This window comes from Pseudomonas sp. NPDC087358, assembly GCF_044900785.1.
Classification (GTDB): Bacteria; Pseudomonadota; Gammaproteobacteria; order Pseudomonadales; family Pseudomonadaceae; genus Aquipseudomonas.
The window spans coordinates 27,339-44,044 of sequence record NZ_JBJDOA010000013.1; the positions used below are offsets into that span (position 1 = coordinate 27,339).

Here is a 16,706-nt window from a genome sequence, read left to right on the forward strand (position 1 = left end):
GACTCAGCCGAATGACCCTGAAGACCATCGAAGGTACCTTCATCGCCCCCCAAGGTCGCTATGCCCTGGTGGTTGGCCGCTTCAACAGCTTCGTAGTGGAAAGCCTGGTGAGCGGTGCCGTTGATGCCCTGGTTCGCCATGGCGTGAGCGAAAGCGACATCACCATCATCCGCGCACCGGGCGCATTCGAAATCCCGCTGGTTGTGCAGAAAGTCGCTCAGCGCAGCGAGTTCGCAGCGATCATCGCCCTGGGCGCGGTGATTCGTGGCGGCACCCCGCACTTCGAATACGTTGCCGGTGAATGCACCAAAGGCCTGGCTCAGGTCTCCATGGAGTTCGGCGTGCCGGTTGCCTTTGGCGTACTGACTGTCGATTCCATCGAACAAGCTATCGAACGTTCCGGCACCAAAGCCGGTAACAAAGGCGCTGAAGCTGCACTGTCCGCCATCGAGATGGTCAGCCTGTTGGCGCAGTTGGAGGCCAAGTGATTAACGACGAAAGCGATCAGTTCAACCCGCGCGATCCACGTGCAGCGGACGCTGGCAAACCCTCGAAGAGCGAAAAGCGTCGTGCCGCCCGCCAGATGGCGACTCAAGCCCTGTACCAACGCCATATGGCTGGTCAGGCGCTGAACGAGATCGAAGCACAGTTCCGCGTCGACAACGACTTCACCACCGTCGACGCCAGCTATTTCCACGACATCCTGCACGGCGTCCCGGCCAATCTCGACAAAATCGACGCGGCGCTGGCGCCTTGTCTGGACCTGACCATTGAAGAGCTGGATCCGGTTGAGCTGGCGGTATTGCGCCTGTCTACCTGGGAACTGCTCGAGCGTGTCGACGTACCGTACCGCGTGGTCATCAACGAAGGCATCGAGCTGGCGAAAGTCTACGGCTCGACCGACGGCCACAAGTTCGTCAACGGCGTGCTCGACAAGCTGGCTCCGCGTCTGCGCGAAGCCGAAGTGAAGGCGTACAAGCGCTAAGGCTCTGGATTCTTCCAGAACCTGAGTGTTGCATGCCATGGGCGAGTTCGAGCTGATTCGCAACTACTTCGCCGCTGCGCCCTGTGCGCAGCCAGGCGAAGGCGTTGCATTGGGCATCGGTGACGACTGCGCCCTGCTCGCGGTGGCGGCTGGCGAACAGCTGGCGATATCCACCGACACGCTGGTCGCCGGGGTGCATTTCCCCGATGGCTGCGATCCTTTCCTGCTGGGCCAGCGTGCCCTCGGCGTCTCGGCCAGCGATCTGGCAGCGATGGGCGCCAAACCCCTTGCATTCACCCTTGCCCTGACCTTGCCGGACGTATCGGCGCACTGGCTGCAGGCGTTCGCCCGCGGTTTGAACGAAATGGCCCAGGGTTGCGCAATGCGCTTGATCGGCGGCGACACCACGCGCGGGCCGTTGAGCCTGACCCTGAGCGTATTCGGCTCGGTGCCCGCCGGCCTGGCGCTGACCCGCGGCGGCGCAAGGCCGGGGGATCTGCTGTGTGTCGGTGGTCCGCTGGGCGACGCTGCCGGTGCCTTGCCGCTGGTGTTGAACCAGCGCAGCACCGAGGCGTCTACCACACAGGCCCTGCTGGCGCGCTACTGGTCGCCGCAACCGCAGTTGGCCCTGGGTCAGGCATTGCGCGGCAAAGCCACATCGGCCCTGGATATCTCCGACGGCTTGCTGGCGGACTGTGGGCATATCGCACTGGCATCAGGCGTACGCTTGCTGGTGGAGCGCGACAAGGTGCCGATGTCTGACCCGCTGCTGGCGTTTTTCGGTCCTGAGGCGGCGCTCGATGCAGCGCTCAGCGGCGGCGATGACTACAGACTGGCCTTCACCCTGCCGCCATCATTACTCGCTGAGCTGCTCGGCGAGGGATGGCCGGTTTGCGTGATCGGCCGCGCGGTCGAAGGGCAGGGCGTGGTGCTGATCGATGAGCAAGGGCAGGACGTCACTCCGTCGACTCGGGGTTACCAACATTTTCGGGAGACACGGTGACAGACCATCCTAATCAGGTCCCGGCGGAGAACGTTCCGCCGTCGGTATGGACCAACCCCTGGCATTTCCTGGCGTTCGGCTTCGGCTCCGGCACGCTGCCCAAGGCGCCCGGAACCTGGGGCTCCATGGTTGCCATACCGTTCATCCCGCTGTGGCAGATGCTGCCGGACTGGGGCTACTGGCTGATGCTGGGCATCACCATGCTGTTCGGCTTCTGGCTGTGCGGCAAGGTGGCGGACGATCTGCGCGTGCACGACCACGAAGGCATCGTCTGGGACGAAATGGTCGGCATGTGGATAACCCTGTGGCTGGTCCCGGAAGGCTGGGTCTGGTTGCTGGTGGGCTTTCTGGTGTTCCGTTTCTTCGACATCCTCAAGCCGTGGCCCATCCACTGGATCGACAAACACGTGCACGGCGGCGTCGGCATCATGCTCGACGATGTCCTGGCCGGGGTTTTTGCCTGGTTGGCGATGCAGGGTCTAGTCTGGGTATGGGGAGTGATATAGGAAGCAAGTCATGGGCCGCGTGGGTTTGAGATGGCTGCTTGGCCTGGTGCTGCTGTCGGTGGGCCTGACGGTTGCCCGGGAACAGGCTTGTGCCGGGGCGTTGTCCGACAAGCCGACCGACATCGTTCTGGTCAGCGAGCACTGGAATGCCTACACCGAAGCGGATGGAAGCGGCCTGGGCTGGGACCTGATGCGCGAAGTGTTTCAGCCTGCCGGCATCAAGGTCCAGGCCCGTACCGAACCCTATACCCGTGCGGTCGGTCTGGTGCAGCGCGGTGAGGCGGACGCCTGGGTCGGTGCTTACGAGAACGAAGTCCAGGGGACCCTCTACCCCAAGTGGCACTACGACAACGACGAAATCTACGCCTTGGGGCTGGCGTCCAATCCGGCCCCGACCCTGAAAACCCTGGGCAGTTATCATCTGGCCTGGGTTCGAGGTTATGAGTTTCAGCGTTACCTGCCCAATGTCGCCCACTTCAATGAAGTCGCTCGCCGCGACCACATCCTGTCGATGCTCGATCATGCCCGCGCCGACCTGTACATCGACGCCAAACCGGAAGTGGATTTCATCCTCGGTCAAGGCAAGGAGCCACAACGTTTTCGCACGACTTATCTGATGGCGATCCCGTTGTTCCTGAGCTTTGCAGATAACCCGCGAGGCCGCGTGCTGCGTGATGTGTTCGATCAGCGCATGGAGCAGTTGGTACGTTCCGGTAAGCTGCGACCCATCTTCGCGCGCTGGCATCAGCCCTATCCGTTCGGCTCAGGCGATGGTCCCGGCAAGTCTGGCGCCCGGCAATGATCAAACATCCTGATCTGAATGCCCGACAATTCAGCCTAAGCGTCTGCCGGAACCTGCTGTTACAATGCCGCCTTGCCAATTTACAGTCCTCATACTGATCAGGAGCACACGGTGCCCGTCGTATTTGTCGCGGCTTCCAAGCTGCCTACCCCTTTTGCCACTTTCAAAATGAACGGCTTCCTCGAGCAGGAAACCGGTCGCGAGCACGTCGTCCTCAGTCTTGGCGATGTCTCGGACGGCGCCCCGGTTCTGGGGCGCGTGCATTCCGAATGCCTGACCGGCGATGCCCTGTTCAGCCAGCGCTGCGATTGCGGCTCGCAACTGGAGGCGGCTCTGCGCGCCATTGCCTCCGAAGGCCGAGGCGTGCTGTTGTACCTGCGTCAGGAAGGCCGCGGCATCGGCTTGATGAACAAGATCCGTGCGTACGAGTTGCAGGATGGTGGCGCCGATACCGTCGAGGCGAACGAGCGTCTGGGTTTTGCCGCCGATCAGCGCGATTACGGCATCTGTCTGCCGATGCTGGAACATCTGGGCGTGAAATCCCTGCGCCTGATGACCAACAACCCGCGCAAGGTCAAAGCCTTGACCGACATGGGCATCACCGTGGCCGAGCGCGTGCCTTTGCACACCGGCCACAACCCGCACAACAAGCTGTATCTGGCGACCAAGGCCGGCAAGCTCGGGCACATGATGGGCAACGAGCACCAGAGCGAGGTCGACCCGGCGTGACAACCGGCAACCTGCGCCGGTATGTGTCGGCCGCGGTGTTGGCGCTATCCCGCCATGTCCGTTGCGTCCCTCGTCCTCTGGTCTGATGCGCCAGCTGATCGCCTGTGTGCTGCTGGTTGCCACTTGGCAGGCCAGCGCCGCGCCGCGTGTCATCAGCCTGGCGCCTTCGCTGACTGAAATCGTCATTGAACTCGGTGCAGCCGATCTGCTGGTCGGTGTGCTCGATGGCGGAGAGCGGCCGGGCGAGGTTGCTGACCTGCCTTCCGTGGGACGTTACGGGCAGCTGCAGATGGAGCGATTGCTCAGTCTGCAGCCCGATCTGCTCCTGCTATGGCCGGGCAGTGTCAGTGCTGCCCAGCGCGATCAGTTACAGCGTTTGAACATCCCCACCTTCACCGCCGAGCCGCATACGCTGGAGCAACTGGCCGATCAGATCGAGCAGATTGGCCAGCGGCTGGACCGTGGCGAACATGGGCGCGCGGTGGCAGACGAATTCCGGCAACGGTTGACCCAGCTTCGTCAGCGCTATTACCGGCAGGCCCCCCTCAGCGTGTTTTATCAGGTGTGGGACCAGCCGCTGTATACGGTCGGCGGCGGGCAGATCATCAGCGATGCGCTGACGGTGTGTGGCGCGCGCAACGCGTTCGCCGACCTCAGCCAGCCTGCGCCGCAGGTCAGTCTCGAGGCGGTGATGCAGCGTGACCCTGAGGTGATTCTGGCAAGTCATGCGACGTTGCTAAAAGGCTGGCAAACCTGGCCGCAGCTCCAGGCCGTGAAATCAGGGCGTTTGCTTGCAGTACCGGACAAAGGCCTGGAACGCGCCAGCGGGCAGATGCTGGAGGCGGTGGCCAGGCTGTGCGAAAGCCTTTCGCCAGATCGCTGATCGAGACAAGCCCCAACAACCTGTAGGCCTTCGCTTGCTCGCGATAGCGCTGTGTCAGACATACCATCGGCACAGATACACCGCGATTGCGAGCAAGGTCACGCCTACACTCAGAGCTCCGGCGTCCAGGTCACGCCGAACATCCACGTCCGGCCTTCTTCCCGATACCCGTAATGGCTGCCGTCAAAACTGTACAACGTGCGGCTGTAACGTTTGTCCAGGGCGTTATCCAGCTTGAACTCCAGCTTGACCTCGTCACTGGCCTTCCAGCTGCTGCGCAGGCCGAACAGCGCATAGCCGCCAATAGACTGAGTATTGGCCTCGTCGTTGTAGCTATCGCTGACCGCCTGCCAGCTGGCGCCGACGCCAAGACGATCGAACTGGCGGTCCAGATCCAGATTGACGGTGCGACGTGCCCGGCGGTTGAGTGTGTGCCCGGTGTCGCGGTCACGCGGGTCGATGATCGAGGCGCCGAGTTTGCCGGTCCAGCCCAATACCTGCTGCTCAAGTGATGCCTCAAGACCGTTGATCCGTGCCGAGCCGATGTTCTGCGGACTGAAGTTGCTGTCCAGTGCAATCGCGTCTTTAAGGTCGGTGCGATACAGCGATGCTTCCAGCCTGCTGGTCTCGCTCAGGCGGCTGCGCCATTGCAGCTCATAGCTCTTGGAGTGTTCGGGCTTGAGATTGGGGTTGCTGAAGCCTTGGTAATACAGATCGTTGAAGGTCGGCGCGCGGAAGCCTTCGCTGTAGGAGAGCAACACATCGTTGGTGTCGTTGACCGGCACGGTGAGCGTGCCGCTCCAGGTGTTCTGGCTGCCGAATTGCTGGTTCTGGTCATGCCGAAGGCCCAGTTCAGTGGAGAACCCATCGCCCTTGAAACGATGCTGAATGAACGCGGCACGATTCCAGCGGCTGTCTTCGTCGAACACTGTGCTGCTGTTGACCCGATCCTCGTACCAGTCGCCACCAAGCATCAGGCTGTTGCGCTCGTCCAGGGTCAGGTCGTTCTGCCAGTTGATCGAATCGCGGTAAGTATTGAACACGTAGCGATCGTCGCTGAGCTTGTCGAAAGTCTTCTCGCGGTTTTCGCTGTGGCCCAGTTCCAGACGGGTTTTCCAGGTCTGATTGATACGTGCGTCGAAGTACGTACCCAGGCTGCTGAGCTGGAAATCACTGTATTGCTGCTGGCCAACGCTGTTGAACGTGCCCGGGTCGAACAGGCCGAACGGGTTGTCAAACTCGGTCTTGCCTTTGTTATCCAGCGCGTTGAAACCGATTTCCACCTCGTCGTTCAGCCAGTGGCTGAGGTTCAGGCTCAGCGACTTGTTGCGGTAGGCGTCGTGGTCGTCATCGCTGGCGAAGGAGGGGCCGGTACGGTCGATGCCGGCGGTTTCGTCCAGGCTGGTGCTGAGGTTGAAATGGGTCTGCTGGTCACCGCCTGACAACCCGAGGCTCTGTTGCCAGGTGTCGCGGTTGCCGAACCCGGTGTGCAGTCGTGCTTGCAGGCCTTGTTCGACCCCGCGACGGGTGAAGATCTGGATCACCCCGCCGATGGCGTCTGCCCCATAAATGACCGAGCGCGAGCCGCGCAGCACTTCCACCCGTTCGATCTGCTCGACGTCGAGAAACTGCAAGGCGCTGTCTGCGGAGGTGGCGTTGGCGATGCGTTGGCCGTCGACCAGCACCAACGTCTGCGCGGCCTTGGTCCCGCGAATGTAGATGCCCGGCAGACTGCCGCGCCCACCGCTGGGCGCCACCTGCACGCCTGGCACGCGAGTGAGCAGGTCGGTGACACTGGTCGGTTGCAGGCGCTCGATGTCGGCGCGGGTGAAGACTGTGTTGGCCGCCGTGCTGGTATCGCGCTGCTCGACCTGTCGATTGGCGCTAATCAGCACATCGGGCAGTTTCAACGCCTGTTCGCGATCGGGGAGGTCGGCGAAGGCCTGGGCCGTGGGCAGCATGGAGAGGGCAAGCGCGAAGCGAGAAAGGGTCATGTTTTTGATCATTACATGTTTCAAGGATCGTTCCCACGCTCCGCGCGGTAACGCCGACCCGGACGCTCTGCGTCCAGTGCGATGTGACGCAGCGCGTCACCGGATGCATTCCCACGCAGAGCGTGGGAACGATCATTACAGGATGGGGGGCGGCGTATCAGATCTTCAGCAAACGCTGGTTGATCGACGCTTCGATTCCGTCGGCATCCAGCCCGCATTCGGCCAGCATCTGCGCAGGTTTGGCGTGCTCGACGTAGACATCCGGCAGGCCCAGATGAAGCACGGACTTGAGAATGCTCTCCCGCGCCAGGAACTCGCTGACCGCCGCGCCGGCACCGCCCATGATGGCGTTTTCCTCGATGGTCACCAGCAGCTCGTGGCTGGTAGCCATTTCACGCACCAGTGCTTCATCGAGGGGTTTGACGAAGCGCATGTCGACCACTGTGGCATCGATCCTGTCAGCCACGACCAGCGCATCGGCCAGTTGCACGCCAAACACCAGCATGGCGACCTTGCTGCCCTGGCGGCGGACGATACCCTTGCCGATCTCAAGAGGCTCAAGATTGCTCTCGATGACCGCGTTCGGGCCGGTACCCCGTGGGTAACGCACAGCGGCCGGGCCATTGAACAGGTAGCCGGTGCTGAGCATCCTGCGCAGTTCGTTCTCGTCACTGGGCGTCATCACCAGCATGCCGGGGATACAGCGCAGGTACGACAGATCGTAGCTGCCAGCGTGGGTCGGTCCGTCTTCGCCCACCAGACCTGCGCGGTCGATGGCGAACAGCACGTCCAGATTCTGCACCGCTACGTCGTGAATCAGCTGGTCGTAGCCGCGTTGCAGGAAAGTCGAATAAATCGCCACCACCGGCTTGGCGCCTTCACAGGCCATGCCTGCCGCCAGGGTCACCGCATGCTGCTCGGCAATGGCGACGTCGAAGTAACGCTCGGGGAAGCGCTCACTGAAGGCGACCAGATCGGAGCCTTCTTTCATCGCCGGGGTAATACCGACCAGACGCTCGTCGGCCTCGGCCATGTCGCACAGCCATTGGCCGAACACGCCAGAGTACTTCGGACCGCTGGCCTTTTTCGGCGCGGCAACCGGTGCGTTGAGCGCGTCCAGCTTGGTGATGGCGTGATAGCCGATCGGGTCGACCTCGGCCGGGGCGAAACCCTTGCCCTTCTTGGTGACCACGTGCAGGAACTGCGGCCCCTTGAGGTCACGCATGTTGCGCAGGGTGGCGATCAGGGTCGGCAGATCGTGGCCGTCGATAGGGCCGATGTAGTTCCAGCCCAGCTCTTCGAACAGCGTGCCGGGGACCAGCATGCCTTTGGCGTATTCTTCGGTGCGGCGGGCGATTTCCCAGGCGCCGGGCAGACGCGACAGCACTTTCTTGCTGCCTTCGCGCATGCTCGCGTAGGTGCGGCTCGAGAGGATCTTCGCCAGATAGTTCGACAGGCCGCCGACGTTGCGCGAGATCGACATGTCGTTGTCGTTGAGAATCACCAGCATGTCGGCGTTGACCTCTGGGGCGTGGTTCAACGCCTCGAAGGCCATGCCGGCCGTCAGCGCACCGTCGCCGATCACGGCAATCGATTTGCGCTCGCTGCCTTGCAGGCGTGAAGCAATGGCCATGCCCAGCGCGGCGCTGATCGAGGTGCTGGAGTGGCCGACGCCGAAGGTGTCGTACGGGCTCTCGCTGCGACGCGGGAATGCCGCCACGCCGCCTTTCTGGCGCAGGGTCGACATCTTCTCGCGGCGACCGGTAAGGATCTTGTGCGGATACGCTTGATGGCCAACGTCCCAGACCAGTCGGTCGTCGGGGGTATCGAAGACGTAATGCAGGGCAACGGTCAGCTCGATCACGCCAAGGCCGGCACCGAAGTGTCCACCGGTCTGGCCAACGGTATAGAGCAGCTCCAGGCGCAGTTCATCCGCCAGGGCTTCGAGCTCTGCTTCACCTAACCGGCGCAGGCCGTCCGGCGTCGCTGCCGTGTCGAGCAGTGGCGTGGACGGGCGCTCGCGGGGAATCTCTTTGAACGTCGTGGGCATCAGGCGAATCGTTATGAGTAAAAGAGGCGGCAGTTTACCTGATGCATCGCAAGCTGCCCACGAACTGCAGCCAATGGATGCTCAAATCAGCGCGGGTCGAACGAAACATTGCTCTGCAGCGGGACGGCTTGACGGCCCTGACGTGCAAGATTGCTACCGTCGGCAAGCCGCGCTGCGGCAGGATTGGCGCCTGCCGGGCCGTTTTTGCTGAGCGTGTCGACGGGTATAGCGGGGAAAGTCAGTTGCGGCGTTCGACGATGTATTGCGCCAGTGCCCGTAGAGGCTCGGCGGCCGCGTCGAAAGGTCGCAGCGCGACCAGCGCCTGGTCGCGCAGCTCCAGTGCGTAATGCTTCGCTTCTTCGAGGCCCAGCAGTGCCGGGTAGGTCGGCTTGTCGCGGGCGATATCGGCGCCCTGGCGTTTGCCCAGGGTTGCGGTATCGCTTTCGACGTCGAGGATGTCGTCCTGCACCTGGAAGGCCAGGCCGACCGCGCGGGCGTAGATCTGCAGGGCATTGAGCTGGTTCTGGCTGGCATGACCGCTCGCCAGCGCGCCAAGTCTGACGCTGGCTTCGATGAGCGCGCCGGTCTTGTGCCGGTGCATGAACGCCAGCGCTGTCTGGTCGAGCTTCAAGCCCACCGAGCCGAGGTCGATCGCCTGCCCGCCGACCATTCCGGCAGGCCCTGCGGCGTGCGCCAGGGTGGCGAGCATTTTCAGGCGGGTCTCGGCATCCTGCGGGGTCAGCTTGCTGTCAGTCAGCACGCTGAAGGCCAGACTCTGCAGGCCATCCCCGGCAAGGATCGCGCAGGCTTCGTCAAACGCCTTGTGCGTGGTCGGCAGGCCGCGACGCAGGTCATCGTCGTCCATGGCCGGCAAATCGTCGTGAACCAGCGAATAGGCGTGGATCAGCTCCACCGCGCAGGCAGCGCCATTGGCCTGCCCGGCATTACCGCCCAGGGCCTCGCAGGCGGCATACACCAGCAGCGGGCGCACGCGTTTGCCACCATTGGTGACGCTGTAGCGCATGGCGGCGTAAAGGCGGGTCAACTCCGGGGCGGGCGGATCGAACAGGCTGTCCAGCGCCGCATTGACGCGCGCCTGACTGAGGGCCTGATATTCGGCGATCATTCCGGCTGTTCCGCGTCGAAGGCTTCCTCGGCCAGTTCGCCATCGCGTTCCAGCAATACTTGCACCTTCTGTTCGGCTTGAGCCAGCGCGCTCTGGCACTCACGGGTCAGGCGGATACCTTGTTCGAAGGCGGTCAATGAATCTTCCAGCGACAGCTCACCGTTCTCCAGATGCTCTACCAGCGTTTGCAAATCAGTGAGGGACTGTTCGAAATCCAGTGCAGCTTTCTTGCGGGCCATGGCGGCTATCCTGGTAGACGTTAAACCGGCGCGACACTAGCAGAGCGATGGCATTGGGGCAAATGACAGGTGCCGGGCGGGTAGGGCATTGCGCCGCAATTGTAGGAGCGAGCTTGCTCGCGATGGCGGTCTTTAAGCCAATGATTACGTGTCTGGCACTCAGCCATCGCGAGCAAGCTCACGCCTACAGGGATCGTGCGGACCGATAAATCATGCGCCTGCCGATCCGCTCAGGCTGCGATCAGAGAAAGGTGAACAGCGTCTGCGCTGGCAGGCGCGATTTCGGCAGTTTGGCGTTGAAGTCGGTTTCGCTGCGATAGCCGAGCGAGACCACCACCAGGCTGGTGAAACCCTTGTCGCGCAGGCCCAGTTCAGCGTCGAGCTTCCTGAAATCGAAGCCTTCCATCGGCGTTGCATCCAGCCCCAGGGACGCCGCGCCCAGCAGCAAGGTGCCCAAGGCCAGGTAGGTCTGCTTCTCCATCCAGTGCTGCAAATCCTTCTGGTCATGCTTGTGCAGATTCACGTAGCCGCGGCGGCTGTTGTCCTGGCCGACCCTGGCGTCCGCGTTCGGGAAACGGCCATCGAGTTGTTCCTGCGCCAGCACCGCTTGCAGGTGCTCTTCGGTCATCTCGGTACGGGTGCACAACACGACCACGTGGGATGCCTGGAGCATCTTCGCCTCGTTGTAGACGAAGCCGCCTTCAGCACCCTTGGCCACGCGCGCCTTGCCTTGTTCATCCGAGGCGACGACGAAATGCCATGGCTGCGAATTGACCGACGATGGGCTGTGGCGCAGCTGGTCGAGCAGGGTGTCGATGGTTTCCTGCGAGATCTTGCGGCTGTTGTCGTAGGCCTTGGTGGTGTAGCGCGATTTGGCGAGTGCGGTGAGTTGCACGGTGATTCTCCGAATGAAAAAACAGGGGTGGGTCACGACTCTTGGGCGAGCCGCTGCCAGCGCGGCGCGATCTTCACATGCGCCACGTTGGCTGAACAGTCAGGGCCGGGTCAGAAACCTTCGAGCACGATCTTGCCGCGGGCCTTTCCGCTTTCGATCACCGCATGGGCGCGGCGCAGGTTTGCAGCGTTGATGGTGCCCAGATGCTCGCCCAGCGTGGTTTTCAGCACGCCTTCGTCGATCAGCGTCGAAACCCGGTTCAGCAACTGGTGCTGAGCGATCATGTCCGCTGTTTCAAACAGCGAGCGGGTGAACATCAGTTCCCAGTGCAACGACAGGGCCTTGCGTTTCATCGGCACCACGTCGAGCACTTTCGGGTCGTCGATCAACGCCAGTTTGCCGTGTGGGCGCAGCGCTTCGATCAGTTGCGCAAAGTAGCTGTCGGTGTGGGTGAGGCTGGCGACATGGCTCACCTGGCCAACGCCGAGCTTTTCCAGCTGTTCCACCAGCGGCTGGCTGTGATCGATCACATGGTGCGCACCCAGCTGGCTCACCCATTCTCGGGTTTCAGGGCGCGAAGCCGTGCCGATTACCGTCAATCTGGTCAGCTGGCGGGCCAACTGCACCAGTATCGAACCCACGCCGCCGCCTGCGCCGATGATCAGCAGGCTGTCGCCTTCACCCCCGCCTTCGCGCACGCCCAGGCGATCAAACAACAACTCCCAGGCGGTGATTGAGGTCAGTGGCAGCGCTGCCGCGTGGGCGTCGTCGATGGATTTTGGTTTGTGGCCGACGATGCGCTCGTCCACCAGATGGAATTCGCTGTAGCTGCCGGGGCGGGCGATGGAGCCGGCGTAAAACACCTCATCGCCAGCCTTGAACAGCGTCACCTGGCTGCCGGTCTGGCGCACGACACCAACGGCGTCCCAGCCCACCACCTTGGGTTCGGTTGCCGCTGAGCCTGCGCGGATTTTGCTATCCACCGGGTTTACCGAAATGGCGCGCACTTCTACCAGCAGATCGCGCGGCCCCGGTGTCGGTTTGGGCAGGTCCATGTCCATCAGCGAATTGGGGTCTTCAATCGGCAGACCGTGTTGGGTAAAGGCGATGGCTTTCATGGCGTTCTCTCTATGAATGGATGAAGGCGTATGTCTGAAATTTGGCTTCTGAAACATGGGCCTATCTTGTTCTTCTCCATCAACAAGAAAAACCTGCACAATGCGCCAACACTTTCACAGCTGGAGTGAAAATGATCCGCATCGATGATCTGGCCCTGTTCGTTCGGACAGCAGCACTGGGCAGTTTTTCCAATGCTGCGCGCGAGGTTGATCTGCTGCCCGGGCAAGTGGCGGCGGCCATCAAGCGCCTGGAGCGCGAGCTGGATATTCGTCTGTTTGCCCGCTCGACTCGCAGCCTGCGCCTGACTGCTGAAGGTGAGCAGTATCTGCCGACCGCCCGGACCGTGCTCGATGCCCTGAAGGATGGGCGGGAAAAACTGCGCCGCGAGAGCGCCGAGTTGCAGGGCACGTTGCAAGTGGCGATGCCCTCGGATCTGGGGCGCAACGTGATGCTGGAGTGGCTCACCGGGTTTCGCCGACAGCATCCGGCGCTGAACTTGCGCCTGTTCGTTTCCGATCAGCTGGCCGACATGTTTCGCGACCCGGTGGACGTAGCGATTCGCAGCGGTGTGATCGAGGACGCCAGCTACATCGCCATGCCGCTTGCGCCGTGGAATCGCCGGGTGCTGGTGGCCTCGCCGGACTATCTGGCGCGCAAGGGCAGGCCGCTGACGTCGGACGACCTGCTGCGCCATGACTGTCTGTTGTACATCCTCAGTGGCCGGGTCTATGACAAGTGGCCGGTAGGCGGGCGGGTGTTCACGGTGTCCGGCCCGCTGCTCACCGATGATGCTGATCTGGTACGGCGCTGGGCCGTGGCCGGTGAGGGTATCGCCTACAAGTCATGGGTCGATGTGCGGGACGATGTGCTCGCCGGGCGTCTGGAGTTGCTGTTGCCGGATTACCCCGGCGAGCCCGCTCCGCTGAACCTGGTGTACCCGCACCGCAAGCAGTTTTCGCCGGCGGTGCAACAGTTGCATTCACTGCTCAAGAGCCGGTTTTTGGAGATGGAGCAGGGGTTGCCGACGTTGTTGTGATCCTGGATGCGGACACCTGTAGGAGTGCGCTTGCTCGCGATAGCGGTGTGTCAGATCCCAGGCATTGACTGACACCCTGCTATCGCGAGCAAGCTCACTCCTACAGCGACTTCGCGTACAAGCCTGGTAGCCCCGTCAATGCGAATGCCTGGGCTCGCCGCTGCGTGCAATCACCCGCAAATGCAAGGTTGCCGGCTCCAGGCAGCCGCCTGTGGATAACTGCCCGACCAGCTGGCGGTACAGCTCCTGCCATGGCGTTTGCGACGCGGGCATCTTCGGTTCGAATTGCGCACGACGCTCGGCCATTTCCTCATCGCTGACTAACACATTGACGCTGCGATTGTTCAGGTCGACCCGCAGCCGGTCATTGGTTTTCAACAGCGCCAGACCACCACCGACCGCCGCTTCCGGCGACATATTGAGAATCGACGGGCTGGCCGAAGTACCGCTTTGACGTCCATCGCCCAGGCACGGCAGCGAGTCGATTCCCTGTTTGATCAACGTGGCCGGTGGCGCCATGTTCACCACCTCGGCGCTACCCGGATAACCCACCGTGCCCGCGCCGCGAATCACCAGAATGCAGCGCTCGTCGATCTCCAGTGACGGGTCGTTGATCCGTGCGTGGTAGTCCTCAGGCCCTTCGAACACAATCGCCCGCGCCTCGAAGCTGTTTTCCGCGCCCGGCTCGGACAGATAAGTCTTGCGGAATGCCTCGCCGACCACCGACATCTTCATGATGGCGCTGTCGAAGAAATTGCCGCTGAGCACGATGAATCCGGCTCGATGCTTGAGCGGGTCGTCGTAGGGGCGGATCACGTCGGTATCCTGGGCCACGGCATTGCGCACGATCTCGCCTATGGTCTTGCCCGACACCGATCCACACTCCTCATGCAGCTTTCCGGCCTGTTGCAATTCATGCATCACGGCGGGCACGCCGCCGGCCCGGTGGAACCCTTCGCCCAGGTATTTGCCGGCCGGCATGCAGTTGACCAGCAACGGCACGTCTTCGCCGATGCGCTGCCAATCCTCCAGACTCAGTTCGACGCCCATGTGCCTGGCGATGGCGATCAGGTGCGGCGGACAGTTGCTCGATGCACCCAGCGCCGAGGCCACGGCGATGGCGTTTTCGAAGGCTTCACGGGTCATGATCTGCGACGGACGCACATCGTCGCGCACTAGGTCGCAGATGCGTTTTCCGGTCATGTAGGCCATTTGACCGCGCTCTCGATAGGCCGCCGGGATACTCGCGCAACCGGGCAATGACATGCCCAGCGCCTCGGCCAGCGCATTCATCGACAGTGCCGTGCCCATGGTGTTGCAATGACCCACCGACGGCGAGGCGGCCGTGGTCATCTCCATGAAGCCTTCGTAATTGATCTCTCCCGCCGCCAGCAGGTTACGCGCGTGCCAGAGCACCGTGCCGGAACCGATCAACTCGCCCTTGTGCCGGCCATCGAGCATCGGCCCGCCGGACAACACGATGGCGGGCAGGTCGGTGGTCGCGGCGGCCATCAGACACGCCGGGGTGGTTTTGTCGCAACCGGTGGTCAGCACCACGCCGTCGAGCGGGTAGCCGTGAAGAATTTCCACCAGGCCCAGGTACGCCAGATTACGGTCCAGCGCGGCGGTTGGACGACGGGTCTGCTCGGCCATCGGGTGCACCGGAAACTCCATTGGAATCCCGCCTGCGTCACGAATCCCGGCCTTGACCCGTTGCGCCAATTCGATGTGATGACGGTTGCACGGAGCCAGATCGCTGCCAGTCTGGGCGATGCCGATGATCGGACGCCCGGACTGCAGCTCCTCTCGCGTAAGGCCGTAGTTCATGTAGCGCTCGACGTAGAGCGCGGTCATGTCGGCGTGCTCGGGATCATCGAACCATTGCTGACTGCGCAGGCGGCGTTTGGGCGTATCGGACATGGTTCGGGTCTCTCTTGTAGTTGTGATGTGGAAGGTAATGTCCGCGCCGACACAGTATTGAGCATTTGATTCTGGCCGCAGGCCGTGGGAACTTGGCTTGCCAGCGATCTGCCGGGCACCGGCAGTAGAATCAGACAACTCGTTGGGTCAGGTATATACCATTCACAGGATTAGCTGGCGCTTCGCGCCAGATCGTCGGCAAGCCAGACTCCCACGCCCTCCGGGCAGAGACGAACTCAGCGTGTAACCAGTCCCCGCGCCGCCAGGTTGCGAAACAACGCGCCGACGCCGAAGGTCCATGGCGTCGCCCGGCTGCTGTGGGTCACTTCGTTGTGCAGGCTGCCGAGCAGGCGGCTGCTGATGCTGACCTGGTCACCGAGCTTGTGGGTAAAGCCACCGCCGACGTGGTCGCGGTCTTCAGTGGGGGCGAAGAGGGTGCCCAGATACAGCAGGAAACCGTCCGGGTATTGATGGTTGGCGTTGAGGGTCTGGGCGGCGATGTCCTCCGGGTCGCGGCTGATCTGCGACATGGAGCTGGAGCCCTTCATCACGTAGCCGTCGTCGCCCTTGACCTGCAGGTCCACCACACAGTTACGCACGTCATCCATGCCGAAGGTTTCGTCGAACAGGCGAATGAACGGGCCGATGGCACACGAGGCATTGTTGTCTTTCGCCTTGCTCAACAGCAGCGCGCTGCGGCCTTCGAAGTCGCGCAGGTTGACGTCATTGCCCAGGGTTGCGCCATGGATCTGGCCGCGACTGTTGACCGCCAGCACCACCTCAGGCTCCGGGTTGTTCCACTCCGACTTCGGGTGAATGCCGATCTGCGCGCCACTGCCGACGGCGGCAAGCACTGGCGCCTTGGTGAAGATTTCAGCGTCAGGGCCGATGCCGACCTCCAGATACTGCGACCACATTTTCTGTTCGATCAGCAGCGCCTTGAGCTTGCTCGCCTGCTCGGAGCCCGGCTTGATGGTGCGCAGATTGTCGCCGATGGCGTTGTGCACGATGGCGCGCACGCTTTCAGCCTTGGCCGGATCGCCCGCCGCCTGTTCCTCGATCACCCGTTCGATCATGCTGGCAGCGAACGTCACCCCGGCAGCCTTGATCACTTGCAGATCGGCCGGGGCCAGCAGAAAAGCCTTGCTGGTGTCAGGGTTGGTGGTCGAATTGGCCAGCAGTTCTTCGACGCTGGCGATCAAGGTGCCCTGGGTTTCGCGCACTGCCTTGAGCGGCGAGTCGGTCTCCAGCAGCTCGCTCAAGGTCGCGAACTGCGCCGACAGATCAAACACCCCGTCGCTGCGCAGCACCACCGGCGATGGCCCGCCCACCTTGCCGGGTACCCAGGCGCGGCCCACCAGGGTGCCGCTCAGGCCGTCGGCAGGGAGTGTGTTTTCAGGGGTCAGTTGAATCGGCATA

The 16,706-nt window shown here is 62.5% G+C and carries 16 protein-coding genes; 8 read left to right on the top strand and 8 right to left on the bottom strand.

All coding sequences use genetic code 11. From position 1 onward, the window contains the following. Nucleotides 1-11: 11 nt before the first annotated feature. From ribE to ACI2KS_RS24420, 7 genes are all read left to right on the top strand, one after another. Entirely contained in the window at nt 12-488 is a 477-nt protein-coding gene (ribE, locus tag ACI2KS_RS24390) for a 6,7-dimethyl-8-ribityllumazine synthase (protein ID WP_404623575.1), read from the top strand. Next, nucleotides 485-985: a transcription antitermination factor NusB gene (nusB, locus tag ACI2KS_RS24395; RefSeq protein ID WP_404623576.1), complete on the top strand. Its 501-nt coding sequence runs from the start codon at nt 485-487 to the stop codon at nt 983-985. The genes ribE and nusB overlap by 4 nt, the downstream gene beginning before the upstream one ends. Before the next feature lie 37 nt (nt 986-1,022). Further along, nucleotides 1,023-1,988 (top strand): thiamine-phosphate kinase, encoded by a 966-nt coding sequence (thiL, locus tag ACI2KS_RS24400; RefSeq protein WP_404623681.1) that lies wholly within the window; start codon nt 1,023-1,025, stop codon nt 1,986-1,988. Beyond that, nucleotides 1,985-2,494 carry a phosphatidylglycerophosphatase A gene (locus tag ACI2KS_RS24405; RefSeq protein WP_404623577.1) on the top strand — a complete coding sequence of 170 codons (510 nt, stop codon included), beginning with the start codon at nt 1,985-1,987 and terminating at the stop codon, nt 2,492-2,494. The genes thiL and ACI2KS_RS24405 overlap by 4 nt, the downstream gene beginning before the upstream one ends. Nucleotides 2,495-2,504: 10 nt before the next feature. Then, nucleotides 2,505-3,296 carry an ABC transporter substrate-binding protein gene (locus ACI2KS_RS24410; protein WP_404623578.1) on the top strand — a complete coding sequence of 264 codons (792 nt, stop codon included), beginning with the start codon at nt 2,505-2,507 and terminating at the stop codon, nt 3,294-3,296. A gap of 111 nt (nt 3,297-3,407) precedes the next feature. Then, complete coding sequence (gene ribA / locus ACI2KS_RS24415) at nt 3,408-4,025, top strand: GTP cyclohydrolase II (protein ID WP_404623579.1); 618 nt, start codon at nt 3,408-3,410, stop codon at nt 4,023-4,025. A gap of 85 nt (nt 4,026-4,110) precedes the next feature. Beyond that, the gene (locus ACI2KS_RS24420; RefSeq protein WP_404623580.1) at nt 4,111-4,908 is read left to right on the top strand and encodes a cobalamin-binding protein; all 798 of its coding nucleotides are present in this window, start codon (nt 4,111-4,113) and stop codon (nt 4,906-4,908) included. A 110-nt stretch (nt 4,909-5,018) separates the two neighbouring features. On the opposite strand, the gene ACI2KS_RS24425 is transcribed toward ACI2KS_RS24420, so the two are convergent. From ACI2KS_RS24425 to ACI2KS_RS24450, 6 genes are all read right to left on the bottom strand, one after another. Beyond that, entirely contained in the window at nt 5,019-6,902 is a 1,884-nt protein-coding gene (locus ACI2KS_RS24425; protein WP_404623581.1) for a TonB-dependent receptor plug domain-containing protein, read from the bottom strand. 157 nt (nt 6,903-7,059) lie between these two features. Beyond that, the gene (gene dxs / locus ACI2KS_RS24430) at nt 7,060-8,952 is read right to left on the bottom strand and encodes a 1-deoxy-D-xylulose-5-phosphate synthase (RefSeq protein WP_404623582.1); all 1,893 of its coding nucleotides are present in this window, start codon (nt 8,950-8,952) and stop codon (nt 7,060-7,062) included. A gap of 238 nt (nt 8,953-9,190) precedes the next feature. Continuing rightward, entirely contained in the window at nt 9,191-10,078 is an 888-nt protein-coding gene (gene ispA, locus ACI2KS_RS24435) for a (2E,6E)-farnesyl diphosphate synthase (protein ID WP_404623583.1), read from the bottom strand. Continuing rightward, nucleotides 10,075-10,317: an exodeoxyribonuclease VII small subunit gene (locus tag ACI2KS_RS24440; RefSeq protein WP_404623584.1), complete on the bottom strand. Its 243-nt coding sequence runs from the start codon at nt 10,315-10,317 to the stop codon at nt 10,075-10,077. Before ACI2KS_RS24440 ends, ispA begins: the two co-directional genes overlap by 4 nt. Nucleotides 10,318-10,558: 241 nt before the next feature. Further along, on the bottom strand, nt 10,559-11,212 hold the full coding sequence (gene nfsB, locus ACI2KS_RS24445) for an oxygen-insensitive NAD(P)H nitroreductase (protein WP_404623585.1): 654 nt from the start codon (nt 11,210-11,212) through the stop codon (nt 10,559-10,561). Between the two features lie 110 nt (nt 11,213-11,322). Beyond that, complete coding sequence (locus ACI2KS_RS24450; protein ID WP_404623586.1) at nt 11,323-12,330, bottom strand: zinc-binding alcohol dehydrogenase family protein; 1,008 nt, start codon at nt 12,328-12,330, stop codon at nt 11,323-11,325. 131 nt (nt 12,331-12,461) lie between these two features. Here ACI2KS_RS24450 and ACI2KS_RS24455 point away from each other — a divergent pair, with 131 nt between their 5' ends. Next, the gene (locus tag ACI2KS_RS24455) at nt 12,462-13,367 is read left to right on the top strand and encodes a LysR substrate-binding domain-containing protein (protein WP_404623587.1); all 906 of its coding nucleotides are present in this window, start codon (nt 12,462-12,464) and stop codon (nt 13,365-13,367) included. A gap of 135 nt (nt 13,368-13,502) precedes the next feature. On the opposite strand, the gene ACI2KS_RS24460 is transcribed toward ACI2KS_RS24455, so the two are convergent. Beyond that, on the bottom strand, nt 13,503-15,287 hold the full coding sequence (locus ACI2KS_RS24460) for an IlvD/Edd family dehydratase (RefSeq protein WP_404623588.1): 1,785 nt from the start codon (nt 15,285-15,287) through the stop codon (nt 13,503-13,505). A gap of 236 nt (nt 15,288-15,523) precedes the next feature. Continuing rightward, nucleotides 15,524-16,705, bottom strand: coding sequence for a fumarylacetoacetate hydrolase family protein (locus ACI2KS_RS24465; protein WP_404623589.1), 1,182 nt, complete (start codon nt 16,703-16,705; stop codon nt 15,524-15,526). Between the last annotated feature and the right edge of the window lies 1 nt (nt 16,706).

Bases quoted from the DNA above. Each gene is read 5' to 3' on its own strand.
- ribE (WP_404623575.1), top strand. From the start codon at position 12: ATGACCCTGAAGACCATCGAAGGTACCTTCATCGCCCCCCAAGGTCGC.
- thiL (WP_404623681.1), top strand. From the start codon at position 1,023: ATGGGCGAGTTCGAGCTGATTCGCAACTACTTCGCCGCTGCGCCCTGT.
- ACI2KS_RS24410 (WP_404623578.1), top strand. From the start codon at position 2,505: ATGGGCCGCGTGGGTTTGAGATGGCTGCTTGGCCTGGTGCTGCTGTCG.
- ACI2KS_RS24420 (WP_404623580.1), top strand. From the start codon at position 4,111: ATGCGCCAGCTGATCGCCTGTGTGCTGCTGGTTGCCACTTGGCAGGCC.
- ACI2KS_RS24425 (WP_404623581.1), bottom strand. From the start codon at position 6,902: ATGACCCTTTCTCGCTTCGCGCTTGCCCTCTCCATGCTGCCCACGGCC.
- dxs (WP_404623582.1), bottom strand. From the start codon at position 8,952: ATGCCCACGACGTTCAAAGAGATTCCCCGCGAGCGCCCGTCCACGCCA.
- ispA (WP_404623583.1), bottom strand. From the start codon at position 10,078: ATGATCGCCGAATATCAGGCCCTCAGTCAGGCGCGCGTCAATGCGGCG.
- ACI2KS_RS24440 (WP_404623584.1), bottom strand. From the start codon at position 10,317: ATGGCCCGCAAGAAAGCTGCACTGGATTTCGAACAGTCCCTCACTGAT.
- ACI2KS_RS24450 (WP_404623586.1), bottom strand. From the start codon at position 12,330: ATGAAAGCCATCGCCTTTACCCAACACGGTCTGCCGATTGAAGACCCC.
- ACI2KS_RS24455 (WP_404623587.1), top strand. From the start codon at position 12,462: ATGATCCGCATCGATGATCTGGCCCTGTTCGTTCGGACAGCAGCACTG.
- ACI2KS_RS24460 (WP_404623588.1), bottom strand. From the start codon at position 15,287: ATGTCCGATACGCCCAAACGCCGCCTGCGCAGTCAGCAATGGTTCGAT.
- ACI2KS_RS24465 (WP_404623589.1), bottom strand. From the start codon at position 16,705: ATGCCGATTCAACTGACCCCTGAAAACACACTCCCTGCCGACGGCCTG.